Source organism: Dysgonomonas termitidis, assembly GCF_054657735.1.
On sequence record NZ_BAAHYD010000001.1, the window covers coordinates 553,639 to 568,607 of the forward strand.

Consider the following 14,969-nt stretch of genomic DNA (forward strand, 5'->3'; position numbering starts at 1 on the left):
AGTTAATATTTATGAAAGCAAAACTGACATTTTTATTGTCTATATTATCTTTATTCATGCTCTTTTGTGCATGCGAAGACAATGATGATAATAAATCCAAAGATAAAGGGGAAGAGACCGATAACGAATATGTAAACAACTGGATACTGGACAGTATGTCATATTTTTATCTATGGAATAATAAACTGCCGAAAGAATCCGATTTGAATTTTAATGCAGATCCGTATGTTTTCTTCGAAAGTTTATTAAGTTATGAAAGCAGCTTATATGATGGTCAGCCATTTTCAAGAATGGAGGGTACGCATATAAGTTTACCCAAATCTGCTGTTGCAGATAATGCTACAACATCTTCTTCAGATTTAGGCTTTGAATTTATTGGCGTCTATTTCTTGAATCAATCCGGCGCCGTAGCATATGTGGCAAATGTGATTACCTATGTAAAGAAAGGTTCTCTAGCGGAAACTCAAGGATTGAAACGGGGCTATTTAATTGGAAAAGTGGATGATGTAGAAATTAATAAAAATAATTGGTATTCTGCATTATTACAAGGAAAAAGCAGTTATAAAATAGAATATGCAACAAATCAGATAGATTTGGAAAAAGGTATTACTGAAACGAAAACAATAAATGTAACTCCCGGTTATGTTGAAAATCCGATTTTCTTAGACAGTATATATACTGTGAATAATCGCAGTATCGGCTATATAATATACAATTCTTATGAAGCCGGAGGGGAATCAACCTTACCTTACGATGTGGAACTCTCTAAGATATTCTCCAGATTCAAAGAAAAAGGCGTAAAGGATCTGATATTCGATTTGCGTTACAATGGGGGTGGACTTGTCCGGAGTGCCAAGTTCATAACAAGTGCTTTAGTACCAAGCAGAAATACTGAGAATTTATTCGAAGTAAAAACATACAACTCCGAAATACAAGGACAGTTAGACAGGCTACCAGATACCAATAAAGCCAAAATAAGCTGGATGTACGAATATTTTACAGATAATGTTCAAAAAGATGAGAAAGCACCTATACTGGCCTCTATTCCGAAACTGGGAGACCAACTCGATAATCTTTGTTTCATAGTTACCGGTAATACTGCATCTGCCAGTGAATTGACAATAAATGCTCTTAAGCCTTATTATAGCAACACGGGTAAAAATATATACATTGTAGGAGAAACCACTGTAGGTAAAAATGTGGGTTCTTGGGCTATATATGAAGAAAACAATACCAGAAACACATATGTATTGTGGCCAATAACGTTCAAATCCCATAATAAACTATATCCGGCAGCGGAATCCTCTAATTACGCTAACGGTTTTTCGCCTGACAGCGGATGGGAAACAGAAGATCTGGATATGCTCCTTTACGGACTACAAGAACTGGGAGACAAAGACGAAACAATGCTTAAAGCTGCTATGGCCAGACTGACAGGAGGAACTAAGTCATACACTAAATACGGATATAGCGGACGCATACTGAAACGCGGGTCTTCGCTAGACAGGAAAAAAGAAAATAACCTGATGTACACAGACAGAAAAGACATCAAAAGTTTAAATATCAAATAAAGCAATAAAAGCAAAACCAACAATATACTAAATGAAAGTAATGAAATTTGGCGGCACATCCGTAGGTTCCGCCGCAAACATAGCCAATGTAAAGAAAATAATAAGCGGGGTTAACGAACCCATAGTCGTAGTAGTTTCAGCTTTCAAAAGTATAACGGACAAATTATTAACGACCTCCCGGCTGGCCGCAGCCGGAGATTATTCATACGAACGGGAATTCAGGGAAATAGTGGAACAACATGTAACGGTTGTCTGCAAACTTGATATATCCGAACCTCAACGTGAAAAACTGGCGGTTGAAGTCAACAAACTACTGGATGAATTAAGCAATATCTTCAAAGGAGTATTTCTTATCAACGACCTTTCTCCAAAAACATCAGATAAGATAGTCAGCTATGGCGAACGCCTGTCTACTCTTATCATCAGTTATGCATTCTCAGATTATGAGATACTCGATGTGACACAGCTTATCAAGACCGATTGCGCGTTTGGGAAACATACGCCTGATATGGAACTGTCAAATAAGCTGATACGGAATGCTTTTGAAAATTCATCGAAAAAAGTATTGGTTGCCGGATTTATATCCACCTGTAAAACGACCGGGGAGATTACCAATCTCGGACGGGGAGGCTCGGACTATACCGCAGCCATATTCGCTTCGGCATTAGACGCCAATATTCTGGAAATATGGTCGGATGTCGACGGCTTTATGTCAGCCGACCCCAAAGTAATAAACAATGCGCATGTAATCGAAAGCCTTACATTCACAGAGGCCACCGAACTTTGTAACTTCGGGGCAAAAGTGATTTATCCGCCTACAATATTCCCGGTATATCACAAAAATATACCTATCCGCATAAAGAATACATTCAAACCTGATGCTCCGGGTACATATATTTCGCATGACGGTGAGACCAGAAAGAGCAAAGCCATGATAAAAGGAATCTCTTCCATTTCCGACTCCTGCCTGATTACAGTACAGGGGCTTGGGATGGTAGGTATTATCGGTGTCAATTTCCGTATATTCCGTGCATTGGCTAAGAATGGCATCAGTGTGTTCCTGGTTTCACAGGCTTCGTCCGAAAACAGCACCTCCATTGGTGTCCGTTCAGCGGACGCAAACCTTGCCGTACGGGTGCTTGAAGAAGAATTCGAAAAAGAGATCTCATTAGGCAGCATCAACCGGGTATTACTTGAAACCGAACTTGCCACAGTCGCTATTGTAGGCGAGAATATGAAATACACTCCGGGTATTGCCGGAAAATTATTCGAGACACTCGGTAAGAGCGGCATCAGCGTCATTGCCTGTGCGCAGGGAGCTTCGGAGGTAAATATTTCATTCGTCATCAAGAACAAGTACCTGCGTAAAGCCCTGAACTCTATTCACGATTCGTTCTTCCTGTCGGAATATAAGGCGTTGAACCTTTTTATTGTAGGCATCGGTACAGTGGGAGGAAACCTGATAGAGCAGATCCGCCAGCAACAACCGAAGCTGATGGAACAGTATGCACTCAAGTTAAATGTTGTAGGTATAGCCAGAGGACGCAAAGCCCTGTTCTGCCGCGAAGGTATAAACTTGGATAATTATAAAACCGAACTGGACGAAAAAGGCATACCAAGCTCACCCGAAATACTGCGCGACGGGATTATAAATATGAATATATTTAATGCCGTATTTGTAGACTGTACCGCCAGTGAACCTGTATCACAGATATATGGAGACCTGATGTCACAAAACATTTCGGTGGTCACAGCCAATAAGGTAGCGGCATCGTCTGCCTACGACAACTATATAAAGCTGAAGAATACAGCACGCGAACGCAATATAAAGTTCCTGTTCGAAACAAATGTGGGTGCCGGGCTTCCTATTATCAATACAATGAACTCCCTTATTAATTCGGGAGACAAAATCGTAAAGATAGAAGCCGTACTTTCGGGTACGCTCAATTTTATATTCAACACCATAAGCAAAGATATTCCTTTCAGCAAAGCCATCTATCTGGCTAAGGAAAGCGGGTATTCGGAGCCGGACCCGCGCATCGACCTCAGCGGGATGGATGTAGTCCGCAAACTGGTTATCCTTACACGTGAAGCAGGATATCAGGTAGAGCAGGCCGATGTAGAGAAAAACCTGTTTGTTCCGCAAGAGTATTTCAATGGTACGATTGAAGAATTCTGGGCAAATATCCGCCAACTGGATTCTGAATTTGAAGAAAGACGCAAGAAACTGGAAAGCGAGCATAAGCATCTCCGTTTTGTCGCTAAATATGAAAAAGGGAAATGCGAAGTAGGCTTGCAGGAAGTGGGACAAAACCATCCTTTCTACGATCTTGAAGGTAGTAATAACATCATACAGATCACCACCGAACGATACAACGAATACCCTATGATAATAAAAGGATACGGAGCAGGCGCAAGCGTCACTGCCGCCGGGGTGTTTTCGGATATTATCAGTATCGCGAATATAAGATAAGGGTCTTACCCTTCCCAAAGGGGCAGGATCAGTGCCGGAACAAACATATCAACCCTGCTCGGGAAGGATACGGTTCGTAAAATCGCGTCAGTGGGGAAAATTTAGGCTTCTCATCATATGCGAAATTTCTTCCGAAAAAAATCGCGGAAAATATAAAGGCACAATATGATAATGCTTATGATTGACACACAATAACTTATACGCTGGATAATTGTACCGTTGTACCAGACTTTCACATGTCCTTGTTTATCCACCGGAATTTGTACCAATCCTTTGGAGCTTTCGCTCACAGGAAGCCTTTTGCCGTCCATTTCCGCCGCGTATCCCTTGTAATACACCAGGGGAAGTTCCAGGCTGTCAGGAATATATACATCTACATCAAGACTCGTTATTCCTTTATTTTTGCTGAATCCGGATATAGATGTCGCGGCATTTTTACTTTTCACGGTATCGCCCCTTGACCAGATATAATCAAAGCCAGGCAGCTTTGTGGGAAAATATTCTCTTCCCGCAACGTGCCAATATACAAGCAACGAATCTTTCTTCGAGTACTGCTGCAACTGTTCCCGCAATGGCGTATCTTTGCCTATTGTATATTCATAGCCTCTCCTTTTAATATTATTATACGAATAAGCATCATTATCGATAATTGTGTATATGAATACAAAGGTTACAAACACAACAATGCTTCCTATCAGCTGCTTTCTTGTTGTTCTAAGTATCTGCGACAAATAATACCCCGAGGCTATGGCAAAGAAAAGGCTGGAAAAGCCGAACAACCTCCACGGGAACTGGATAAAATCCAGCAGGCGGAAAGGAAAAACATCCCACGGGAATACATTTAAGTTTGGTGTAATATAGATCAGGCCTATGATTACACCAATATCGGCATATTTCAATTGTTCGGATTTATTACGGACAAAGAAACGTAATAAAACAGGCATAATAAGCAATATCCCTATTGGCGGGAAAAAGTACCAGGTACCCCGATTAATATCTTGCGGATAGGTGATCACGCTTCGCAATACATAGGAAAAATTAAACGTCAGGTCTGTTATTTCTATATTACCACTGAGGTCTTTGTCCTCAAAGTAAAATGTATCGGACGCCATCTGCTCCAGCATGGGAAACAGGTAATAACTTGTAATAACTATGGTTACGATACCTGCCAGCACTAAATAGCCGAGACGTTTCGGCTCTTTTACCAGGCTCTTATAATTGACGGCAAGCAAAATGACTGCCGTTACAAACATCAGTACCGATGAAATCAGGTGCGTGAAAATCAGCAGGCTATATGCTATGGCTAAGACATACCATTTTTTGTAATCACCCTTAATTATAAGACAAAGCCCTAAAAGGACGAAAGGAATAAGGGAGAGGGAGATACTTTCACCCAACGCGGCCCGTTCATACAAATTGATTATACGATAGACACTGAATGTATATAACAATGATGAAACCGCGGCAGCAAAAGAATCCTTAAAGAGATAGTTCACAAACAAATAGGACGAAATACCACACAGGACAGTGATGGAAAAAAGCATAATGAGGTAAACGTATATCAGGGGAATAAATTTACCCAGGATGGCAAAAGGGATCAGCATGACGTCCGGGTAAAATGCTTTTGTAAAATATCCGTAGCCGTTTGCTCCATCATAGTCCAGATAGATAAGAAACGGGCTTCCCAGATTATCGATCAGTGCCTGCAACCTTCCGCAATGGAAATAGAAATCATGACCGGGGGCAAAAGGAATATAAAGCACTATCATTGCCGCAGACAGCAAGATAAGAGCAGTCAGAAATATAAAAAACGTTTTTCCCCGTTTTTCGTTATTAAGAATATGTATCATTATGAAATGGTTTGTTATTAAGGATATCCAGCCCGAAACAAAAGTAAGAAAAAATCCACATATCACATCAATTTAAAAGAACTTAGGGATAAAGGGAAAAATAAGAAAAACGCAACATGGAGCTTACGGTTAAGATCATTTGATAACAAACATATTATTTTTTCCGGTTGCTCTTGCATTACAAGCCTGATTGAAGACGAGTTTTTACTATATCCCCCGCTCGCGCAGACGTCCCGTCTGTGTGTTGCGTAGCAAACATTTTCGCCTTGTCAACAAGATACGGACTCGAAGTCAGCACCAGCGGGGGTTTACTGATGACTGCCAACTGTTTACTGTTAACTGACAAAAGTGTCAGATTTACATACGCTACGCTCCTGTGACCGTTGGTTGTCAGATTTTAACATTCTCCGGTTATAAGAATGATATGCAACAATCGCTCGCCATTGTAAGCTAAATGCAATTATAATTGTTTTTTTGATAAATTATCGTCAATTTTGTATTTTATTGTAAGCAGAATAGACTAAAAAATGAAAACAATCATAATCCTCGCCGATGGTGCGGCCGATGAGCCTATCGCCGCCTTAGGAAATAAAACGCCATTACAAGTGGCTAGGAAACCATATATAGACATGCTTGCCGCCAAAGGCAAAAGCGGTGAACTGGATACTATCCCTCCCGGATTTAAACCTGGTAGTGAAATAGCTAACCTATCGGTACTCGGATATGACGTGCCGAAAGTTTTTGAAGGAAGGGGATCACTCGAAGCCGCCAGTATGGGAGTGGATATTCTGCCGGGAGAAATGGCTATGCGCTGCAACCTGATTTGCATCGAAGACGGTAAAATCAAGAATCATTCGGCAGGGCATATCTCGAATGAAGAAGCGGCAGAGCTTATTCATTTTCTGGATAAAGAACTCAATGACGGTAAAGCAAGTTTCTATCCGGGCGTATCATATCGCCACCTGCTGAAACTTGAAGGAGGAAATAAAAACCTCGATTGCACAGCCCCCCACGATGTTACAGGGACTCCGTTCAAAGACGTTCTGATAAAGCCGGAAACACCTGACGCAAAAGAAACCGCCGATTACCTGAATCAGCTGATCTTAAAGTCACAGGAGTTATTGAAAGACCATCCCGTAAACAAAAAAAGGATCGCTGCAGGTAAAGACCCGGCAAACAGCATCTGGCCATGGTCTCCGGGATACCGTCCGCAGATGCAGACATTACAGGAATTATTCGGAATAAAAAGCGGATCGGTAATTTCCGCGGTAGACCTTATTATGGGTATCGGTGTATATGCAGGTTTGAAACTCATCCATGTAGAAGGGGCCACCGGATTGTGGAATACCAACTATGAAGGAAAAGCGCAGGCAGCCATAGAAGCGTTGAAAAACGATGATTTCGTATATCTTCACATCGAAGCCAGCGATGAAGCCGGGCATGAAGGCGACTATGAACTAAAGACAAAGACGATCGAATTTCTTGACAACCGCGTTGTAAAGCCTATATATGAAGCTACTAAGGACTGGGACGAGCCGGTTACTATCGCCATCCTGCCCGACCACCCTACCCCGTGTGACATAAAGACCCACACAAACAAGCCTATACCGTTCCTTATCTACCGTCCGGACGGGGAAGCAGATGATGTACAGGTATATGATGAGTTCGAATCGCCGAAGGGCGCATACGGGCTGATAAAAGGGAAGGAATTTATGGAAACTTTGTTTAGTGGCAAATAGGGATTTCAGAAGCTGTTAGGATTATCTTCTTTAATATTATGCCTCCGGATTCATGACCGAAACCTTTTTGTATAAAATGAGATAAATGTTATATCTTTGACGTAGCAAAAAATTAAATGCATGAATACTGAAGATATCCGTTCCCTGTTGAGCACCGAAGCGAGTGCGATACTGAATATTCCGGTGAGTGACGCTTATACAAAAGCCATAGACCTTATTGTAGAACAGGTAAACAAGAAGAAAGGCAAACTGGTGACCAGCGGCATGGGAAAAGCCGGGCAAATAGCACAAAATATTGCAACCACATTCAGTTCTACAGGGACACCGTCCGTCTTCCTGCACCCGAGTGAGGCCCAGCATGGCGACTTAGGGATATTGCAGGAAAACGATATCGTTCTGGCTATCTCCAATTCGGGAAAGACACGGGAGATTATCGAACTGATATCTCTTGCAAAAAACCTTATTCAGGATATAAAGTTTATTGTCATCACCAGTGACCCGGATAGCTTACTGGCCCAGAAATCCGATGTCTGCATCCTTACCGGCCGGCCCGGTGAAGTATGCAATCTTGGACTAACCCCGACCACTTCTACCACAGTAATGACCGTAATAGGCGATATACTTGTAGTGGGTACAATGAAAAGAATCGGCTTCTCACCCGCCGATTATGCCAAACGCCACCACGGGGGATATCTGGGCGATAAATCGAGGGAGATGAGCAAATAGTTTTTCTGAATAACTTTTAGATCTTTCAGCCAACAATATCCATCCTTGCATATTATTGGCTGAAAGAATAATTTAATTATGAATGAATAACGAAATATATTATCGAATATCCTTATCTTTGCATACCATTACATACCGCTACCCGACAAAACATAATAAATCACATGGTACATTCTTGATACAGAATTGAATGATAGAACAAATAATTATTTTAGAACATATAGACCCTGTTGTCTTTTTCGGGATAAACAACGCCAATATACAATTATTAAAAACCCTTTTTCCAAAGCTGCGTATCGTAGCGCGTGGCAATGCCATAAAAGCGATCGGTAATGCGGAAGATGTCCCTCTCTTTGAAGAAAAGATAAGGGAACTCGAGAAATATGCGAATGAGCGGAATAAACTGACAGAAGAAGATATAATAGACATTGTAAAAGGAAAATCGCCCAACACAATCAAGCAGGACAACCTCATTATCTACGGGCTGAACGGCAAACCTATCTTTGCCCGTACTCCCAACCAGCAGAATTTTGTAAACAGCTTTTACAAAAACGATATGGTGTTTGGTATCGGACCCGCGGGTTCGGGAAAAACCTATACAGCTATCGCTCTGGCAGTAAAAGCCCTTAAAAATAAAGAGGTGAAAAAGATAATCCTCAGTCGTCCGGCAGTGGAAGCCGGAGAGAAGCTCGGTTTTCTGCCCGGAGATATGAAAGATAAGATAGATCCGTATCTGCAACCTTTGTATGACGCGCTCGAAGATATGATAGCCCCAGCCAAGCTAAAGGATTATATCGAAAATAAGACGATACAGATAGCCCCTTTAGCCTTTATGCGCGGTCGGACCCTCAGCGACGCTATCATCATCCTCGACGAAGCCCAGAATACGACCACGCACCAGATAAAGATGTTCCTCACCCGTTTGGGTATGAACGCCAAAATGATTATCACGGGCGATATTACCCAGATAGACCTTCCGCCGTCCCAGCAGTCGGGGCTAAAACATGCCCTGCGCATACTGAAAGATGTGAAAGGGATAGGCTATATCGAGTTTAACAAGACCGATATTGTCCGTCACAAACTCGTTCAGAGCATTGTGGATGCATACGAAAGAGAGGATAAAAGGGAAAAGCGGGAAGAGATGAAAGCAAAAACCGTAAAAGGTGAAAGAATATAGATTTATTAGAAAAAGAGGGTGTGTCAAAAGGGGAACAGCACTATCAATGTGCTACCCTCTTTGTCATCCTAAGTGTAACGAAGGATCTCAACCCTGAGAAACAAGATATTTGCCTCGCCTTCGCTTCGGCGATTTTGGCTCCGCCGATTTTCAATTCAATTCACTCCGTTCAACATGACAACCAACGGTCACAGGAGCGTAGCGTATGTAAATAGAAAGTAAAAAATACTTTTGACACACCCTCTTTCTTATTAGCAAAGCTCTGTATAAAAACACAAAAAGATTATCAATTAAATTGCAATACTCCCAATCTGATTTATCTATATAAGAAGCAGCCGGCATACTGGAATTTCAGAATGAAAAAGTAAGTAATCAGAAAAAAATTAATGACATATTTAAATGTTTCACAATACTTAGATAAAACACCAGATAAAAAATTGTGCAAAAGTTGTCAGATTTGTCAAGTTTTAGTTTTACTTACACAGCTATCAGCAACTTGGAGGAGCATGCTATTAATTAACATCTTTATTGCTTTTTAAGCAACTTTGGCGTAACTTTGAGCGTACTTTTTTGTTATAAGACTGAACAAATTAGATTTTTAAACAAATGAAGAATACTTTAGTAAGAACAGATTTTAATTTTGCGGGTCAGACAAACGTTTATCATGGCAAAGTGAGGGACGTATATTCAATAGGTAACGATTTACTGGTGATGATCGCTACCGACCGTATTTCAGCATTCGATGTTGTATTACCACAGGGTATTCCCTACAAAGGACAAGTCCTGAACCAAATTGCAGCCAAGTTTCTGGATGCTACTGCCGACATTGTCCCTAACTGGAAGCTGGATACCCCGGACCCTATGGTAACCGTTGGTCTGAGATGCGAACAATATAAGGTGGAAATGGTTATCCGCGGATATCTCACCGGTAGCGCATGGCGCGAATACAAAGCCGGTGCAAGGACGCTTTGCGGAGTGCCGCTACCGGAAGGAATGAAAGAAAATGAAAAATTCCCTACTCCTATCATCACTCCTACTACAAAAGAAGATGTAGGACACGATGAGAATATTTCGAAAGAGGAAATTATCGCTCAGGGACTGGTAAGCAAAGAAGAATACGAGCAACTGGAAAAATATACTTATGCGCTGTTCCAACGTGGAACCGAAATGGCAGCTCAGAAGAACCTGATACTTGTAGATACAAAATACGAGTTCGGGAAAAAAGACGGCACGATTTATCTGATCGACGAAATCCATACACCGGACTCTTCCCGCTATTTCTATGCGGACACTTATCAGGAACTGTTCGACAAAGAGGAAGAACAACGCCAACTGTCGAAAGAATTTGTACGCAAATGGTTAATGGATAACGGATTCCAGGGAAAAGACGGGCAGAAGGTGCCTGAAATGACCGAAGAATACTGCAACTCCGTCTCGGAACGCTACATCGAACTATATGAAAAGATAGTAGGTGAAAAATTTGTAAAGGCGGAAGCTGCCGATGTCGCTATACGCCTTGAAAAGAATATAAACGAATATTTAAAAAAGAGAGATTAAGGCCGTAGGCCTTTTTATTATTCGGGTAAGCAAAACAACAAAAACAAGTTGTGGTCCGAAAGTATATAATTAAATTTATCTATTACTTAGTTTAGATGCCGAATCTCTATATTATATCAGGCTGTAACGGCGCGGGAAAAACAACCGCGTCGTATGCCATGTTCCCCGAAATGCTCGACTGTAAGGAGTTTATCAATGCCGATGAAATAGCCAAAGGCCTCTCCCCTTTTCAGCCCGAGACGGTGGCTATCGATGCAGGCCGCCTTATGATTATGCGCATGAATGAAATGCTGCGCATGCAGGAAGATTTTGCTATAGAGACCACGCTGGCAACTAAATCATACGCTAACTTCATACGCAGGGCGCAGAAGGAAGGCTATTTTGTTACTCTTATCTACTTCTGGCTCGAATCGCCCGAACTGGCTATCAGACGTGTCGAACAACGCGTCCGCTTCGGTGGGCACCATGTAGACGACGATGTAGTCGTAAGGCGCTATTACGCCGGTATGAGAAACCTTTTCTCCATGTTTATCCCCATTGCCGATTACTGGCTTCTGGTGGATAATTCTACAGACCCCTTCCGGATGATCGCAGAAGGTAACAGGACAAAAATCATCGACATTCACGATGAAGATATATTCTACTATCTTAAAAACGTATAAATACAACAATCCTCAACTGAAATGACTTACGACGCCGAGAAAATAGTTCCTTATTCCGACTCCGAAAGCAAAGGGGCTCAAGTAGAACGCATGTTCGACTCTATTGCCGGAAACTACGATATATTGAACCGTACTATGTCGATGGGAATAGATATCAGCTGGCGTAAGAAAGGACTATCCATGCTCAAAAAGCTGAATCCTCAGACCATACTCGATATTGCCACCGGTACCGGCGATCTGGCCATCCAGGCCTATGATACACTGAAGCCGCAATCTATACTCGGCATAGACATATCGGAAGGAATGATAGAGGTTGGCCGGAAAAAAGCCGCTAAAGCAGGACTATCAGATAAAATCAGCTTCGCCAAAGAGGATTGCATGGCGCTGTCTTTTTCCGATAACTCATTTGACGCTGCCATGGTCGCGTTCGGAGTGCGCAACTTCGAGGATCTCGACAAGGGGCTCAAGGAAATATTACGGGTGCTGAAACCGGGAGGACAATTGATGATATTGGAGCTTACTGTTCCCGCGCATTTTCCGATGAAGCAGGGTTACTGGCTATATACAAATCTGTTTATACCCACAATAGGCCGGATTATATCCAAAGATAAAACGGCATACTCTTACCTTCCAAAATCCATACAAGCCTTTATTCAGGGTAAAGATATGATCAACACGCTTTTAAAGAACGGATTCACGGAAGCATCTTATAAAACATACACAATGGGTACATGCTCTATGTATCTGGCTTCTAAATAAGTAAAACTTAATATTAAATAATATTATCTTTTCCCCACAAATTTATCTATACCAGAGAAAGGAGAAGGAAAATATTAAAAGTTTCATTTTTTAAGTTATAGTTCTTCCGTTCGGGAATAATATAATATATTTGCTTTCCGAAAAGGATTGCTTCCCGCAGGGATAACTTTATAAAATACACTAAAGAATATTTATTAATAAAACTACATAAATCGAACTATTTAATAACAAACATTTTAAGAACTATGACTAAAAAACTATTTTTAGCAACAGTATCCGTTGCTGTTATGTGCGCACTATCACTTCCTGCAAATGCCCAATTCGGAAAAGCCTTAAAAAATGCAAGTAAGTCTGTAACAAAAGCTGTAGGCGATGTCGCCGGAGATATGGCTTCTGATATAGTAGCCAATAAGGTATCCGTGAAAATGGTAGAGTTTATGGATAACAACAATACTATTGCCGGGGAGGACTCAGACTATTACAAAAGACTAGCAAGCCTGGTAGCTACAGACTATATTTCTGTAGACGGACTAAGCCTTAACTATAAAGTATATGAAAACCCTGAAGTAAATATCCTTGCCACATCCGACGGAAGTATCCGTATCTATACAGGTATGATGGATATGTTGTCTGATGAAGAGCTTCTGGCTGTCATTTCTACTCAGATAGGGCACATAGCAAACAAGGATGTTCGTGATTCACTATTAAAAGTCGCATCTGAGGATAATGCAACTAAAGCAGGTTCTGCACAATTGGAAAAACTGCTCTCTTTCTCAGGAGACAAAATGGGGACGGTAGTCAACGAACTTATACAGATTCCTTATACTGACGACCAAAACAAGAAAGCAGATGAATATGCATACAATCTATTGACAAAGAACAATGTATCTGCCAATGCTCTAGTATCTGCATTAAACAAATTCGCTGAAATGGAAACTGCCGATCAGGCCGCAGCTGATGATGATACAGCTGAGCTAAGTGCCGCCTCTAAGTTTATCGGAGTTAATTCGAACAATTCACTCCGCGCGTCTCTAATCTCTTCCAAATAAGATTCGTTGACCAGACAGATATACAGGCCTGCAAAGTATGACTTCGCAGGCTTGCTTTTCCTTCTGTAGAATAGTCATAATCCTTTTTCACCAATTAAGAAAGCCTGTTCACCCGTTTTGCCCTGTTTGTATTATCAATGTAGTCTATATTTGCTTTAGAAATAAGTGGTAATTAACATAATACTAAAGCATATGAAAAAGCGACTTTACATTCTATTATCGATACTTCCTGTAAGTATATTCATCTATTGTACATGCGTGGCCTTCCTCAAAAATCCGGGGCGTTCTATCACACCTGCATTACCGGCAAGTGAGCTTCAAGAGAAAGCAGACCGTACAGCCAGACCAAAAATGCAGATAGTATTTCTACTAGATGCCACCGGCAGCATGTCGGGATTGATAGGGGCAGCAAAGGAAAAGATATGGTCCATAACAAGCAGCCTTTCCCAAAGCGAACCGGTTCCCGATATCGAAGTGGGTATGCTCTTTTATCGTGACAGGGGGGATGATTTTATAACCAGAATTATTCCTTTAGGCACTGATATGGACAATCTTTACGAGCAATTGATGGCTATGGATGCATCGGGAGGCGGAGACGGACCCGAAAGTGTGAATCAGGCACTGTATGAAGGTGTGAATAAGATGCAATGGGACAACTTACCTAATACTTACAGAGCTATATTCCTTGTGGGTGATTATCCTCCGCATATGGACTACAGAAACGACGTACATTATCCTGAAACCTGCTCGGAAGCCATAAAGAAAGGGATTGTAATCAATACCATCCTCATGGGGAATGAACCTACTGCCACCCGCATATGGAAAGAGATTGCCTCTGAGACAAAAGGAGAATATGTGCAGACGGATATGAGCGTAAATAACATAGAGGTAAGGACTCCTTATGATGACCGTATCAACTCCCTACAGTACGAACTGGATAAGACCCGGCTCTATTACGGCAAATCATCTGAGTTGACAGAAGTAAAGCAGATGCAGAGCGCAAAAGTAAGCAGGGGTGATGCGGCTATCAATGCAAGACGGGCAGAATATAACCTGTCGGCGGCGAACAAAGACGCTTATTATGGCTCGGAAGAACTGGTCAAAGAAGTAATGTCCGGCAAGGCCCTTACAGAAATCCCTGCTGCAGATTTACCCGACCAAATGAAGAAGATGTCTGCCTCAGAGCGCCAGGCCTATGTAAATGCCCTGATAGAGAAACGCAAGCAACTGGAACAGGAAATAAAAAACCTGAGCAAACAACGCCAGCAGTATATAGAAGCCGAACTATCAAAAATGGATAAAGACAAAGTAGAAAGCTCGTTTGACGATGTCATCTACAAAGCCGTACAAATACAGGCACAGGAAAAAGACATCAAACTGGAAGGGAAAGCTAAACGATAATGTAT

Annotated in this window: 11 protein-coding genes; 10 read left to right on the top strand and 1 reads right to left on the bottom strand. The window is 41.6% G+C overall.

Annotated elements, in window-relative coordinates; all coding sequences use genetic code 11:
* Nucleotides 1-11: 11 nt before the first annotated feature.
* Nucleotides 12-1,571: a S41 family peptidase gene (locus ACYQ3L_RS02190; RefSeq protein WP_380000789.1), complete on the top strand. Its 1,560-nt coding sequence runs from the start codon at nucleotides 12-14 to the stop codon at nucleotides 1,569-1,571.
* 31 nt (nucleotides 1,572-1,602) lie between these two features.
* On the top strand, nucleotides 1,603-4,044 hold the full coding sequence (gene thrA, locus ACYQ3L_RS02195) for a bifunctional aspartate kinase/homoserine dehydrogenase I (protein ID WP_380000791.1): 2,442 nt from the start codon (nucleotides 1,603-1,605) through the stop codon (nucleotides 4,042-4,044).
* Nucleotides 4,045-4,157: 113 nt separating this feature from the next.
* Here thrA and ACYQ3L_RS02200 read toward each other — a convergent pair whose 3' ends face one another.
* Entirely contained in the window at nucleotides 4,158-5,894 is a 1,737-nt protein-coding gene (locus tag ACYQ3L_RS02200) for a hypothetical protein (protein ID WP_459952284.1), read from the bottom strand.
* Between the two features lie 527 nt (nucleotides 5,895-6,421).
* On the opposite strand from ACYQ3L_RS02200, the gene ACYQ3L_RS02205 reads away from it, so the two are divergent.
* From ACYQ3L_RS02205 to ACYQ3L_RS02240, 8 genes are all read left to right on the top strand, one after another.
* On the top strand, nucleotides 6,422-7,633 hold the full coding sequence (locus ACYQ3L_RS02205; protein WP_379997813.1) for a cofactor-independent phosphoglycerate mutase: 1,212 nt from the start codon (nucleotides 6,422-6,424) through the stop codon (nucleotides 7,631-7,633).
* A 120-nt stretch (nucleotides 7,634-7,753) separates the two neighbouring features.
* Nucleotides 7,754-8,359 carry an SIS domain-containing protein gene (locus ACYQ3L_RS02210; RefSeq protein WP_379997815.1) on the top strand — a complete coding sequence of 202 codons (606 nt, stop codon included), beginning with the start codon at nucleotides 7,754-7,756 and terminating at the stop codon, nucleotides 8,357-8,359.
* 190 nt (nucleotides 8,360-8,549) lie between these two features.
* Nucleotides 8,550-9,536: a PhoH family protein gene (locus tag ACYQ3L_RS02215; RefSeq protein ID WP_379997817.1), complete on the top strand. Its 987-nt coding sequence runs from the start codon at nucleotides 8,550-8,552 to the stop codon at nucleotides 9,534-9,536.
* 606 nt (nucleotides 9,537-10,142) lie between these two features.
* A complete protein-coding gene (locus ACYQ3L_RS02220; RefSeq protein ID WP_379997819.1) occupies nucleotides 10,143-11,093 on the top strand; it encodes a phosphoribosylaminoimidazolesuccinocarboxamide synthase in 951 nt (316 codons plus the stop codon).
* A gap of 95 nt (nucleotides 11,094-11,188) precedes the next feature.
* The gene (locus tag ACYQ3L_RS02225; RefSeq protein ID WP_379997821.1) at nucleotides 11,189-11,755 is read left to right on the top strand and encodes an ATPase; all 567 of its coding nucleotides are present in this window, start codon (nucleotides 11,189-11,191) and stop codon (nucleotides 11,753-11,755) included.
* A gap of 21 nt (nucleotides 11,756-11,776) precedes the next feature.
* The gene (ubiE, locus tag ACYQ3L_RS02230) at nucleotides 11,777-12,514 is read left to right on the top strand and encodes a bifunctional demethylmenaquinone methyltransferase/2-methoxy-6-polyprenyl-1,4-benzoquinol methylase UbiE (RefSeq protein ID WP_379997823.1); all 738 of its coding nucleotides are present in this window, start codon (nucleotides 11,777-11,779) and stop codon (nucleotides 12,512-12,514) included.
* 245 nt (nucleotides 12,515-12,759) lie between these two features.
* Nucleotides 12,760-13,563: a M48 family metalloprotease gene (locus ACYQ3L_RS02235; RefSeq protein ID WP_379997825.1), complete on the top strand. Its 804-nt coding sequence runs from the start codon at nucleotides 12,760-12,762 to the stop codon at nucleotides 13,561-13,563.
* Between the two features lie 192 nt (nucleotides 13,564-13,755).
* Complete coding sequence (locus ACYQ3L_RS02240; RefSeq protein WP_379997827.1) at nucleotides 13,756-14,964, top strand: vWA domain-containing protein; 1,209 nt, start codon at nucleotides 13,756-13,758, stop codon at nucleotides 14,962-14,964.
* Nucleotides 14,965-14,969: the final 5 nt, after the last annotated feature.

Excerpts from the sequence above, each read along its gene's own strand:
- ACYQ3L_RS02190 (WP_380000789.1), top strand. The coding sequence starts at position 12 with ATGAAAGCAAAACTGACATTTTTATTGTCTATATTATCTTTATTCATG.
- ACYQ3L_RS02200 (WP_459952284.1), bottom strand. The coding sequence starts at position 5,894 with ATGATACATATTCTTAATAACGAAAAACGGGGAAAAACGTTTTTTATA.
- ACYQ3L_RS02225 (WP_379997821.1), top strand. The coding sequence starts at position 11,189 with ATGCCGAATCTCTATATTATATCAGGCTGTAACGGCGCGGGAAAAACA.
- thrA (WP_380000791.1), top strand. The coding sequence starts at position 1,603 with ATGAAAGTAATGAAATTTGGCGGCACATCCGTAGGTTCCGCCGCAAAC.
- ACYQ3L_RS02220 (WP_379997819.1), top strand. The coding sequence starts at position 10,143 with ATGAAGAATACTTTAGTAAGAACAGATTTTAATTTTGCGGGTCAGACA.
- ACYQ3L_RS02240 (WP_379997827.1), top strand. The coding sequence starts at position 13,756 with ATGAAAAAGCGACTTTACATTCTATTATCGATACTTCCTGTAAGTATA.
- ubiE (WP_379997823.1), top strand. The coding sequence starts at position 11,777 with ATGACTTACGACGCCGAGAAAATAGTTCCTTATTCCGACTCCGAAAGC.
- ACYQ3L_RS02235 (WP_379997825.1), top strand. The coding sequence starts at position 12,760 with ATGACTAAAAAACTATTTTTAGCAACAGTATCCGTTGCTGTTATGTGC.
- ACYQ3L_RS02205 (WP_379997813.1), top strand. The coding sequence starts at position 6,422 with ATGAAAACAATCATAATCCTCGCCGATGGTGCGGCCGATGAGCCTATC.
- ACYQ3L_RS02210 (WP_379997815.1), top strand. The coding sequence starts at position 7,754 with ATGAATACTGAAGATATCCGTTCCCTGTTGAGCACCGAAGCGAGTGCG.
- ACYQ3L_RS02215 (WP_379997817.1), top strand. The coding sequence starts at position 8,550 with ATGATAGAACAAATAATTATTTTAGAACATATAGACCCTGTTGTCTTT.